General features: G+C 71.4%; 10 protein-coding genes. 8 read left to right on the forward strand and 2 right to left on the reverse strand.

What is annotated here, in order from left to right; genetic code table 11:
* The first annotated feature begins 170 nt into the window (after positions 1 to 170).
* Both lspA and ACWGIC_RS28065 read left to right on the forward strand, forming a co-directional pair.
* Positions 171 to 788, forward strand: coding sequence for a signal peptidase II (gene lspA / locus ACWGIC_RS28060; RefSeq protein ID WP_452078916.1), 618 nt, complete (start codon positions 171 to 173; stop codon positions 786 to 788).
* Entirely contained in the window at positions 785 to 1,711 is a 927-nt protein-coding gene (locus tag ACWGIC_RS28065) for an RluA family pseudouridine synthase (RefSeq protein WP_452078917.1), read from the forward strand. Before lspA ends, ACWGIC_RS28065 begins: the two co-directional genes overlap by 4 nt.
* 14 nt (positions 1,712 to 1,725) lie before the next feature.
* On the opposite strand, the gene ACWGIC_RS28070 is transcribed toward ACWGIC_RS28065, so the two are convergent.
* On the reverse strand, positions 1,726 to 2,673 hold the full coding sequence (locus ACWGIC_RS28070; RefSeq protein ID WP_452078971.1) for an AsnC family protein: 948 nt from the start codon (positions 2,671 to 2,673) through the stop codon (positions 1,726 to 1,728).
* Positions 2,674 to 3,645: 972 nt separating this feature from the next.
* On the opposite strand from ACWGIC_RS28070, the gene ACWGIC_RS28075 reads away from it, so the two are divergent.
* The 6 genes from ACWGIC_RS28075 (at position 3,646) to ACWGIC_RS28100 (ending at position 11,295) form a co-directional block, all read left to right on the forward strand.
* Positions 3,646 to 6,960, forward strand: a complete 3,315-nt coding sequence (locus ACWGIC_RS28075) for a DUF885 domain-containing protein (protein ID WP_452078918.1) — start codon at positions 3,646 to 3,648, stop codon at positions 6,958 to 6,960.
* Positions 6,957 to 8,162, forward strand: coding sequence for a fumarylacetoacetase (gene fahA / locus ACWGIC_RS28080; protein ID WP_452078919.1), 1,206 nt, complete (start codon positions 6,957 to 6,959; stop codon positions 8,160 to 8,162). Before ACWGIC_RS28075 ends, fahA begins: the two co-directional genes overlap by 4 nt.
* 84 nt (positions 8,163 to 8,246) lie before the next feature.
* On the forward strand, positions 8,247 to 9,287 hold the full coding sequence (locus ACWGIC_RS28085) for an LLM class F420-dependent oxidoreductase (protein ID WP_452078920.1): 1,041 nt from the start codon (positions 8,247 to 8,249) through the stop codon (positions 9,285 to 9,287).
* Between the two features lie 159 nt (positions 9,288 to 9,446).
* Positions 9,447 to 10,409, forward strand: coding sequence for a Ppx/GppA phosphatase family protein (locus ACWGIC_RS28090; protein WP_452078921.1), 963 nt, complete (start codon positions 9,447 to 9,449; stop codon positions 10,407 to 10,409).
* Positions 10,410 to 10,450: 41 nt separating this feature from the next.
* Entirely contained in the window at positions 10,451 to 10,654 is a 204-nt protein-coding gene (locus tag ACWGIC_RS28095) for a hypothetical protein (protein ID WP_452078922.1), read from the forward strand.
* Between the two features lie 74 nt (positions 10,655 to 10,728).
* Complete coding sequence (locus tag ACWGIC_RS28100) at positions 10,729 to 11,295, forward strand: dihydrofolate reductase family protein (protein WP_452078923.1); 567 nt, start codon at positions 10,729 to 10,731, stop codon at positions 11,293 to 11,295.
* Positions 11,296 to 11,334: 39 nt separating this feature from the next.
* Here the strand turns inward: ACWGIC_RS28100 and ACWGIC_RS28105 are convergent, their stop codons facing one another.
* Positions 11,335 to 12,327, reverse strand: a complete 993-nt coding sequence (locus ACWGIC_RS28105; RefSeq protein WP_452078924.1) for an RNA polymerase subunit sigma-70 — start codon at positions 12,325 to 12,327, stop codon at positions 11,335 to 11,337.
* Between the last annotated feature and the right edge of the window lie 30 nt (positions 12,328 to 12,357).

Here is a 12,357-nt window from a genome sequence, read left to right on the forward strand (position 1 = left end):
GAGCGGCGGGAGGGGCCTGCGGCCTGTCCCGCCGCTCAGCCCAAACGTCGGCGCGATCCCGCCGTTACGGTCGAGTTAGGGGGCCGCGGGTGGGGAGGGGCCGGGGCCTGGAGGTGGGGTCGGTGGCTGCCGCTGTGGGCTGCTGGGCGCGGGTTGTGGACAATGGGGGTGTGAGCACCGACCCTTCGCCGTCCGAATCCGAAGTCGAGCCGTCTGCTGGGCCGCCTGAACCTGAGGCCGCTGAGGAGAGCCCGGCGGAAGCTCCGCTGCCCAGGAAGCGGGTCTGGGTGGTGTTCGCGGTCGCGGCGCTGCTGTGGGCGATCGACCTCATCACGAAGAACCTCGTGGTGGCCAATCTGGAGGGCAAGGAGCCCAAGCCGATTCTTGGCGGGCTCATCTACCTGCAGGTCATCCGCAACCCGGGTGCCGCGTTCTCGATGGCGACCGGGATGACCTGGGTGCTCGCGCTGGTCGCGAGCGGCGTCGTGATCGCGATCGTGTGGATCTCGCGCAGGCTGCGCTCGGTCGGCTGGGCGATCGGCCTCGGGCTGGTGCTCGCCGGCGCGCTCGGCAACCTGACCGACCGGTTCTTCCGCGAGCCCGGACCGCTGCGCGGCCACGTCGTCGACTTCATCTCCGCGTTCGCGCCCAACGGGCAGGGCTTCGCGATCTTCAACATCGCCGACTCCGCGATCTGCGTCGGCGGAGCGCTGATCGTGCTGCTGTCCCTGCTCGGCAAGGACTACGACGGCACCTCCACCCGCGGCAAGAAAAAGGAAACCGAGTGAGCGCGCGCATGCTGCCCGTCCCGGACGGGCTCGACGGAATGCGCGTCGACGCCGGACTGGCGAAACTGCTCGGGCTGTCCCGCACCGCGGTCGCGGACCTGGCGGCGGCGGGCGACGTACTGCTCGACGGCCGCCCGGCAGGCAAATCGGACCGGCTCACCGCGGGCGGACTGCTCGAGGTGACCCTGCCCGAACCGGAGCGCGCGGCGGAAATCGTCGCTGAGCCGGTCGACGGCATGAAAATCCTGCACGATGACGACGACATCGTGGTGATTTCGAAACCGGTCGGCGTCGCCGTGCACCCCAGCCCCGGCTGGACCGGCCCGACGGTCGTCGGCGGTCTCGCCGCGGCCGGCCTGCGGATCTCGACGTCCGGCGCGGCCGAGCGGCAGGGCGTCGTGCACCGGCTCGACGCGGGCACCACCGGCGTGATGGTGGTGGCCAAGAGCGAGCACGCGTACACCGTGCTGAAGCGGGCGTTCAAGGAACGGACCGTCGACAAGGGCTACCACGCCGTCGTGCAGGGCCACCCCGACCCGACGCGCGGCACCATCGACGCCCCGATCGACCGGCACCCGCGGCACGACTACAAGTTCGCCGTCGTCGCGGGCGGACGGCCCAGCGTCACGCACTACGAGGTGGTCGAGGCGTTCCGGGCGGCTTCGCTGGCGCACGTCAAGCTGGAAACCGGGCGCACCCACCAGATCCGCGTGCACTTCTCCGCGCTGCGGCACCCGTGCGCCGGCGACCTGACCTACGGGGCGGACCCGGTGCTGGCCCGCAAACTCGGCCTGACGCGGCAGTGGCTGCACGCGCGGACGCTCGGTTTCGCGCATCCGGCGGACGGCCGGTGGGTCGAATTCGAAGCGGAGTACCCGGACGATCTGGCCGCCGCGCTGGAGATCCTGCGGGACGGCGACTAGCGAGTCGGAGTCAGCTAGTCGACGGCCCAGGTCAAGGTGCGTTCGTCCGGCTCCGGCCGCGGGCTCCAGCGCACCGAGACCACCCGGGTCGCGGCGGGAAGGACGTAGACGGTGTGCCCGCCGAGCGTCTCGCCCGGCTGCACGCCGATCTTGTGCGGCGGCCGGGACGTCAGCGAAACGGGGGCTTTCGCGACGGTCTCGCCGCTGTCGGTGACGAGTTCGAGGTAATTGTCGGGCAGCGACGCGAACGGGATCGGCCCGCGATTCGTGATCTCGGTGTGCACGACGACCGCGCGCTCGCCCTCCTCCAGCCGGTAACCAGCCGCGCCGAAGAGGAAATCGGCGGGATCCTGGACCTCCAGCAGCTGCACGGAAAGCTGCTCCCCTTCCAGCCCCTGGGACTGCATCGTCTCGCCGATCCGCCCCCGCTTCGCCGGTGCCGACGCCGGGCGGGGTTCGTCGCCGCGGGCCCAGGAAGCGGTCTGCGGGACACCCCACGTGCTGACGACGGGATCCGGGGCGGGGTACGGCCCGGATTGTCCATTGTAGACGTTCGCGGGCATTCCGGTCTGGCCGGGCGAATACGCGCCGGACATCCCCGGCGCTCCGGCGGGGATCCCGTTCTGTCCGGGCGGGAACGCGCCCGACATTCCGGCTGGGCCGGGGGCGTAGGCACCGGATACAGCGGGAAGGCCGGTTTGCCCGGGGGAGTACGCGCCGGAGGTTCCTGGGCCGGGCATGGCGTGCTGCCCGGGTGAACCTGGTCCGGTCGCGGGGATTCCGGTCTGCCCAGGCGGGTACGCGCCGGAAGTTCCGGGGCCGGGCATGGCGTGCTGCCCTGGTGAGCCGGGCCCGGTTGCGGGGATCCCGGTTTGCCCGGACGAGTACGGGCCGGAGGTTCCCGGGCCGGGCATGCCGTGTTGTCCCGGCGGGTGCGGGCCGGACGTGCCGGGGCCGGGCATGCCGTGTTGTCCCGGCGGATGCGGGCCGGAATGCCCCGGCATCCCAGCAGATTCGGGACCGGGTGGCCCGGCCTGTGCGGGCGAGTGCGGACCGGACGCACCAGGCATCCCGGGAGACCCGCCCCGGACGGGAACTCCCGACGAAGCCGGGCCATTCGACCCCGGGGCCACAGCGCCCGGCATCGAACCCTGCGCCCCGGGCATCCCGCCCGGCATCGACCCGGCGGCCGCGGGGAACGGCACCGACCCGGGTCCGCCCGGATACCCGCCTCCCGGAGCCTGCGGACGCTGCCACGACGCCGGAGCCCCGGAAATCGCCGCACGGAGACCGTTCGGGTCGCTTTCGACGCCGACCAGCAGCGGCAGCCCGCTCCCGGACAGCGCGACCAGACGGTACGCGACCTCCCGCGGATCCATCCCGACCTTCGCCGCCAGCTCGTGCACAGCCGCCTTGCCCAGCTCGGCGAGCGCGGCGAGCAGGCGGATGTCGGCGGGATCGGTCACGGCCACTCCGGCAACGCTACCGCCTCGCCCGCCGGACCCGGTCGCACCACCGCGCCCGGCGTGCCCCGCGCCACCGCGACAGCCGGTGGAACGCGGCTGCCAGGGCCGGTGGGGCTTTGCTCGCGTGGCGGAACCGGCGAGCGGCGGCTCGCGGATCGTTCGGCTGTGCGAGCGGTCGAAGGCGGTCTGACCGGGCACGCGTCGGGGAAACAGCCGCCGCGAACGGCGAATCCCGAGCCGGTCAGCCAGACCCTGCCCGCAGAGCCCAGCGACAGCCCCGACGCACCCAGAACGCACCCGGCACCCCGCGCCCGACACACCCAGCACCCAGAACACCGGCAAGTTCCGCGCCCCGGAACGCCGCTGCCCCCGGACGGAGGTCGGCCGCCCGGACACGGGCGTCGGCGCCCCTGTCTCGATTAGGGTCGGAATCGCACCTTCTCCGCCTACCCCTGGGGGTCCACGCCGATGTCCGTCGTTTCCGATCTCGCCGACGAGTTCGTCGAGGTGTCGTTCGACCACGAGCCGCTCGACGCCGCCATTCTCGGCATCCGGCCGGGTGCCGAGGGGCTCGGCGATCCGTCGGCCGCGGCGGAGGCGGCGTTCCGCGAAAAGCTCGTCGCCTTCCGGGAGCGCGCCGAGGCGATCGATCCGGCCGGGCTCGACGCCACCGATCGCGTCACTCGCGACGTGCTGCTCAGCTCCGTCGACGGCCACCTCGACCGGATCGACAGCCGGGCCGTCGACTTCACCGTCACCGACCTGTTCGTCGGGCCCGCGGCCGGGTTGCTGTCCGCGCTGCCGATGATCACGGTCACCGGGGAAACCGCGGAGGCGCATCTCGGCCGGCTCGGCGAGATCCCGGCGTACCTCCGTGCCGTCGCGCAACGCCACCGCGACGGCATCGCCGCCGGTCTCCTGCCGATCGAACGCCTGGTGAAGGGTGCGATCGCGCATCTCGACCGCTACCTCGCCGAGCCGGAGAGCGACCCGCTGCTGCGCCAGCCCGCCCCGGACGACGAGTTCGCCGCCCGCCGTGAGCAGGTCCTCAACGACGTCGTGCGCCCCGGCTTCCGCGAGTACCGCGACTTCCTCGAGGCCGAAGTCCTCCCGCACGGCCGCCCGGACGACAAGGCCGGCGTCTCCTGGCTCCCCGGCGGCGAAGAGATCTACGCCCGCCTCGCCCGTACGCACACCACCAGCGACCGCACCCCGCAGGAGCTGCACGACACCGGCCTCGCGGTGATCGCCGGCCAGGTCGAGCAGTACCAGGCGCTCGGCGAGCGCGTGTTCGGCACCCGCGAGCTGCCGGTGATCTTCGAGCGGCTGCGCACCGACCCGAAGCTCCGCTGGACGAGCGCCGAAGACCTCCTGGAAACCGCCCGCACGGCCATTTCCCGCGCCGCGGCCGAGGCGCCGAACTGGTTCGGCCACATTCCGCAGCACCCGTGGACCGTCGAGGCGGTGCCGGAGGATTCCGCGCCCGGCGCGCCCCCGGCGTACTACATGCCGCCCGCCGCGGACGGATCGCGGCCGGGCGTCTACTTCGCGAACACCTACCAGGCCGCCGAGCGGTTCCGGCACACCGCCGAGGTCATCGCGTTCCACGAGGCGATCCCGGGCCACCACTTCCAGCTCAGCACCGCGCTCGACCTCGCCGACCTGCCGTTGCTGCGCCGCATCGGCAACTTCACCGCGTACGCCGAGGGCTGGGGCCTCTACACCGAACGCCTCGCCGACGAGATGGGCCTGTACTCCGACGACGTGTCGCTGCTCGGCATGCTCACGATGGAGTCGATGCGGGCCGGGCGGCTGGTCGTCGACACCGGCCTGCACGCGCTGGGCTGGAGCCGGCAGCAGGCGGTCGACTACCTGCTGGAGCATACCCCGATGGCGCAGGTCGAGATCGAGGCCGAGGTCGACCGGTACCTCGGCTACCCGGGCCAGGCGCTCGCGTACATGGTGGGGCGGCTGGAAATCCAGCGGCTGCGCAAGCAGGCCGAACAGCGGCTCGGCAGCAGGTTCGACGTCAAAGCGTTCCACGACACCGTTCTGTCCGGCGGTTCGCTGCCGCTGCTGGTGCTGGACGCCGTGGTCACCGAGTGGGTCGCCGGGTACGGCGACACTGTCGTGGGCCTCGCCGACGAGCTGATCGAACTGGACTTCGAGCGGGAACCGCTGGAGCGCACCGTTCTCGGCCTGCCTGGCGACCACACGAAGCTCGCCGACCCGAGTCTCGCCGCCGCCGAGCGCGACCGGGCCAGGTACGCGGCGATCGCCGAGCGCGCCGAGGCGATCGATCCGGCCGGGCTGACCGCGTCCGAGGTCCTCACCCGCGAGGTGGTGCTGACCCACGCCCGCGGCGCGATCGACACGATCGACTCGCGGCTGGCCGGGTTCGCGGTCAGCGACGGATTCAGCTCGCCCGCGCTGAACCTGATGACCATTCTCCCCGCGCTGGTCCCGGACGACGCGGCCAAAGCCCGCGACTGCCTCAGCAGGCTGGCGGCGATCGGCGGTTACCTCGACGCGGTGATCGAAGCGCAGCGGACGACCGTCGCGGACGGGTTCGCGCCGCCGGACTTCCTGGTGCGCATCGGGATCGAGTACGTCGAGCGGTACCTCGGGAACGAAGAGGGCGACCCGTTCCGCGTCACTCCGGCAGTCGAGGTCGAGGGCTTCGCGGCGGAGTGCGACCGGCTGCTCGCCGAGGTCGTGCGGCCCGCGTACCGGCGCTACCGTGATTTCCTCGCCGAAGAGGTGCTGCCGGTTTCGAAGACGGACAGCGAACCGGGCATCAGCCACCTCCCCGGCGGACTGGAGAAGTACCAGGGCCTGATCCGCGCGCACACCACGACCGACCGCACCGCGCAGGAACTGCACGACACCGGTCTGCGGATGGGCGAGAAACTGGCCGAGGAGTACCGCGAACTGGGTTCCCGGGTGTTCGGCACCGGCGAACTGGCGGAGATTTTCGACCGTCTCCGCAACGACCCGGCCCTGCGCTGGCGCGACGGCGAGGAGCTGCTGGAAGGTGCCCGCACGGCCATCGCCCGGGCGGAAACGGTCGCGCCGCAATGGTTCTCCCGGGTCCCGGACGCGAAGTGCGCGGTCGAGCCGGTCCCGGAGGCGGACGCGGCGAGCGGCACCATCGCCTACTACCTGCAGGCCGCGTTCGACGGTTCCCGCCCCGGCACGTACTACGCGAACACCTACGAGGCGAGTTCCCGGCCGCGCTTCACCAGCGAGGGGATCGCCTTCCACGAAGCCGTTCCAGGCCACCACTTCCAGCTCACGTTCGCGCAGGAACTCACCGATCTGCCGCTGCTGCGCCGGATCGCGCCGTTCAACGCCTACATCGAGGGCTGGGGCCTGTACGCCGAGCGCCTCGCCGACGAGATGGGCCTGTACTCCGACGACGTCGCCCGCTTCGGCATGCTCGCCCAGGACTCGATGCGGGCCGGGCGGCTCGTGGTCGACACCGGCCTGCACGCGCTGGGCTGGACGCGCCAGCAGGCGGTCGACTACCTCGTGGAGCACACGCCGATGGCGAAAATGGAGATCGAGGCCGAGATCGACCGGTACGTGGCGAATCCGGGCCAGGCGCTGAGCTACATGGTGGGACGGCTGGAAATCCAGCGCGTTCGCGCCGAGGCCGAGCGGGCGCTCGGCGACCGGTTCGACATCCGCGCGTTCCACGACGTCGTGCTGGGCAACGGAATCCTTCCGCTGTCCTCATTGGACACTGTGGTCGGCGCGTGGATCGCGGAGGCGTCCGCGTGAGCTGGCTCGACCTTCCGGACGGCACCCTCTTCGGTCTCGACAACCTGCCCTACGGCGTCTTCTCGCACGGCGAGCGGACGCGCCGGGCGGGCGTCGCGATCGGAGACCAGGTGCTCGACCTGACGGCGGCGGCCGAGGGGGAGTCCTTCGGCCGCCTGCTCGGCGCGGGCGTGCTGAACCCGTTGCTCGCCGCCGGTCCGAACACCTGGGCCGAGGTGCGGGCCCGGGTCCGCGAATGGCTCGCCGAACCGCGCCACGCCGGCCGGATCCGGCCGCATCTGGTGCCCCGCACGGAAATTACGAGCCATCTGCCGGTGGAGGTCGCGGATTACGTCGACTTCTACTCCAGCGAACAGCACGCGCTCAACGCCAGCCGGATCTTCAGCGGCGGCGACGATCTGGTGCCGCCGAACTGGAAACACCTGCCGATCGGCTATCACGGCCGCGCCGGCACGGTCGTCGTGTCCGGCACGCCGGTGGTCCGCCCGGCCGGGCAATGGAAACCGCAGCGCGCGGAAAAGCCGTCGTTCGGAGCGTCCCGACGGCTCGACTTCGAAGCCGAGGTCGGTTTCGTCGTCGGCGTGGGATCCGAACTGGGCTCTCCGGTGGCGATCGGCGAGTTTCCCCGGCACGTGTTCGGCGTGTGCCTGGTCAACGACTGGTCGGCGCGCGACTTGCAGGGCTGGGAATTGCAGCCGCTCGGCCCGTTCCTCGGCAAATCGTTCGCCACCTCGATGTCGCCGTGGCTGGTCCCGCTCGCCGCGCTGGAACACGCCCGGGTGCCGCAGCCCGCGCAGGACCCGGAGCCGTTCGGGTATCTGCGCGCGGCCGAATCGTGGAACCTGGATCTGGCGCTGGAAATCCGGATCAACGGCCATCTCGTGTCGAGCCCGCCGTTCGCCACGCAGTACTGGACCGCCGCGCAGCAGCTCGCCCACCTCACGGTGAACGGGGCGAGCCTGCGCACCGGCGACCTGTACGCGTCCGGCACCGTCACCGGCCCGGCGAAGGACCAGCGCGGCTCGCTGCTGGAGCTGAGCTGGGGCGGTCGCGAACCGCTCGCGCTCGGGGACAGCGGCGAAACGCGGACCTTCCTGGAGGACGGCGACGAGGTGGTCATCAGCGCCTCCGCCCCAGGTCCGGGCGGTGCCCGGATCGGGTTCGGCGAGGTGCGCGGGACGGTGGCCCCCGCTGTGGTGTGACCCACGCCGTAGCGCGGTCACCCGGACGGCCGCATAATGAGCAAACGCTTAGTCACAGTCGACCGGCACGGGAATGAGGGATCGATGAGGATCGGCACCGGCGTCAGCTACTCGGGCGGGTTCGCCGAAAGCGTCGCGGACATCGTGGAGCTGGAACGGGTCGGGCTCGACATCGTGTTCGTCCCCGAGGCCTACAGCTTCGACGCGGTCAGCCAGCTCGGCTTCCTCGCCGCGAAGACCGAGCGCGTCGGCCTGATGTCGGGCATCTTCCAGATCTACACCCGCACGCCGAGCCTCACCGCGATGACCGCGGCCGGGCTGGACTTCGTGTCCGGCGGCCGCTTCACCCTCGGCCTCGGCGCGTCCGGACCGCAGGTCATCGAGGGTTTCCACGGCGTGAAGTACGACGCGCCGATCGGCCGCACCCGCGAGATCATCGAGATCTGCCGCCAGGTGTGGAAGCGCGAGCGCGTCGTGCACGACGGCAAGCACTACACGATCCCGCTGCCCGCCGACCAGGGCACCGGCCTCGGCAAGCCGCTCAAGCTGATCAACCACCCGGTGCGCGAGCGGATCCCGGTCGTGCTCGCCGCGCTCGGGCCGAAGAACGTCGCCCTCGCCGCCGAGGTCGCCGAGGGCTGGCAGCCGATCTTCTTCCACCCGGAGAAGGCCGCCGACGTCTGGGGAGCCTCGCTCGCCGAGGGCAAGGCCAAACGCGACCCGGAGCTGGGCGAACTGGACGTGTTCGCCTCTCCGCCGCTGGCCATCGGCGACGACGTCGACCACCTGCTCGACTGGGTGCGCCCGGTGTTCGCGCTGTACATCGGCGGGATGGGCGCGCGCGGCAAGAACTTCTACAACACGCTGGCCTGCAACTACGGCTACGAGGCCGAGGCCAAGAAGATCCAGGACCTCTACCTCGACGGCAAGAAGGAAGAAGCCGCCGCGGCGGTCCCGCTGGAGCTGCTGCGCGCCACCTCGCTGGTCGGCCCGGCGGGGTACGTCAAGGAGCGGCTGGCGGCGTTCGCCGAGGCCGGGGCGACGACCCTGGCGGTCAACCCGCTGCAGCCCGGACGCGAGGCGCGAGTGGCCGCCGTCGCCGAACTGAAGGAGCTGCTCGGCTGAGTCCGCTATGATGCGGACTACTGAGAGTGTGAAAAAACCGCACTTCAGGTCGATGCCGCCGTCGAAAAACCGTCAACTCCCCGCGCGGGACGCGATTGCGGGAGTAAGAACGGGTTCAACGGGGAATCCGGGCGGGGCGAAAGCGAGGTAGGCCGGGCTGTGCGCAGAATCGAAGGATCCGCCGCCGCGGTGCTGGACGTCGGATCGTTCAGTGCCCGGCTCGTCGTGCTCGAACCCGGCGGATCCCCGCTCGACCCGGCCCTGACGCATCAGACCAGGCTGCGGCTCGACCGCGAACTGGACGACGACGGACGGCTCAGCCCGTGCGGCATCGCGGCCATCTCGAAGGCGGTCGCCTGCGGCATGGAATTCGCCCGCGAACACGGCGTCGAGGACGTCTTTCCGCTGGCCACGTCCTCGATCCGGGACGCGGTCAACTCCCGTGACGTGGTCCGGCAGGTCGCCCGCGAAACCGGCGTGGAGCTGCGGTTCCTTTCCGGCCGCCGGGAGGCCGAGCTGACCTACGTCGGCGCGCGCCGCTGGTACGGCGCGGCCGGAGGCCCGCTGCTGGTGCTCGACATCGGCGGCGGCACGGTCGAGCTGTCCGCCGGAGCCGGCGAACAAGCCACCTTCGCGCGGTCGCTGCCGCTGGGCGCCCGGTCGGTCACGCGCGATTGGCTGCCCGCGGAACCGCCGGTGCGCAGCAAGCACGTGCGTGCGCTGCGCGACCACGTGCTGGAGGAAGTCGCCGGCACCCTGGGCGACGTGAAGGACGAACTGGCCGAACACCGGGTGGTCGGCTGTTCCAAGGTGCTGCGGCAGCTGGCCCGGCTGGCGGGCGATCGGCCGGGCAAGGCCCGCGAGCTGCACCTGGACGACGTGCGGGCGTGGATTCCGCGGCTGTCGGCGATGCCGTTCGCGCGACGGGCGCAGCTGCCGGGGATTTCGCGGCAGCGGGCCCAGCAGGCGCTCGGCGGCGCGGTCGTCGCGGAGGCGCTGCTGACGGTCGCGGGCGGGAAGATGACGATCTGCCCGTGGTCGACCCGTGACGGGCTGCTGCTGACGCTGCTGGACCAGCTCACCGACGCGACCGGAAAGCAGCGCTCGCGTCCGGCCGCGTGAACTCCCTGGTGCGGGCGCGATAAACCGGGTATCCCGGAAACATGACCCCGCGCAGCGAGTTCCGTTCCCGTGACCGGTCCGAGGACGACGAAGAGGAATCGCCGTTCCCCGCGCGCCGGAAACGCGAGCTGCCGGACCCGGACGAGCTGCCCGGCGAGGTGGCCAACGCGCCGGGACCGGATTTGAGCCCTTCCCGGACGGACGAGGTGCCGCGTGTGCCGGGGACGGACGAGACGCCGTCGTGAGTGCTCGCACCGATTAGGTTTCCGCGCCGCGCCCGTCTGTATGTGAGAGATCGACTCACAGGAGGCTGGGCACGATGCGGAAGCTGATTTTCGGCATGAACGCGACTTTGGACGGCTACATCGCCGCGGCCGGCGACGACATCGGCTGGAGCGGGCCGCCGAGCGACGAGCTGTTCCAGTGGTGGCTCGACCAGGAGCTGGCGGGCGAGCTGTCGCTGTACGGGCGCAAGCTGTGGGAGGAGATGAGCTCCTACTGGCCGACCGGCGACCAGCAGCCCGGCGCGACCCCGGCGGAGGCCGAGTTCGCGCGGAACTGGCGGGACACGCCGAAGGTGGTGTTCTCCTCGAAAGTCCGCGAGGTCGATTGGAACACCCGCGTGGTCACCGGCGACGCGGTCGCCGAGATCGCCCGGCTCAAGGCGGAGGACGGCGGCCCGATGCGCATCGGCGGCGCGACGCTCGCCGGGGCGGCCATGCGGGCCGGGCTGATCGACGAGTACGCCGTGGTCGCCCACCCGGTTCTGGTGGGCGGCGGCACGCCGTTCTTCGCGGCGCTGGACAGCTGGATGAACCTGAATCTCGTGGAGACGCGGACGTTTCCCGGCGGGGTGGTGCTGACCCGCTACGAGACGAGGCGGTGAGCACGGGGCCCGCTGCGGTGACGACTGTGACGGGCGTGCTCACAGCGTCGGGGCCACGCCCAGCCATGGCTTGCCGCTGACCTCGAATCCGGTGAGTTCGGCGATCTTCCCTTCGGCGATGTGCAGGACCGCGAGGTTCAGCAGCCGGTACACCGGGTCGTCGGGGGTGCGGAGGTACAGCGCGGCGGCTGGCATGCGGTTGACCGTCGTGGCGATACCGCGCCAGTCGTCGTAGCCGCGCTGGAAAAGCCCGCTCGAAACCCAGCCGTCCACCGCGTCTTTGGCTCCCGTGGTCACGGTGCCCGGATCGGGCAGCATTGCGAAACGTAGATCGTTGCGCAGCAAGGACGTCAGCCGGTCGACGTCGTTGCGCTCGTGGGCGTCGATGTACGACTTCAGCACGCCGCGCTCGTCGGCCGACAGCTCGCGGGTGCCGGGACTGCGCCAGTCGAGGCGGCGTTCGGGCAGCTGTTCGCGCATCGTCGCGCGAGCCCGCTGCAGCGCGCTGGTCACCGAGGCGACGGTCAGTTCGAGGGAACCGGCGGCCGTCGACGCCGGCCAGCCGAGGACGTCGCGCAGGATGAACACCGCCCGCTGGCGCGGCGGCAGGTGCTGGACGGCGACGACGAACGCCAGCTCGATCGTTTCCCGCGCCACCACCGATTCCTGCGGGTCCGCGGGCAGCATCCGGTCGGGATAGGGCTGCAGGTACGGCAATTCGGACCCGGCCGGGACGGAGGCACGGTCATCGTGTTTGCGCAGAAAGTCGAGGCAGGCGTTGGTCGCGATCCGGTACAGCCAGGTCCGCAGCGCGGCATGGCCTTGGAACGACGCCCGCTTGTGCCACGCTCGCAGGAACGTTTCCTGCGTCAGGTCCTGGGCGTCCTCGTAGTTCGCGAGCATCCGGTAGCAGTGCACCTGAAGCTCACGCCGGTGGCACTCGGTGAGGAGCGCGAATCGCGCCGCATCGCCGGTGCGGGCGGCCGCGAGGAACGCGGCTTCGTCGGCGCCGAGCGGTCTGGCGTCGGTCATGGTCGTCAATCCTTCCAGCGGTGGGAGGGG

Source organism: Amycolatopsis sp. NPDC054798, assembly GCF_053611505.1.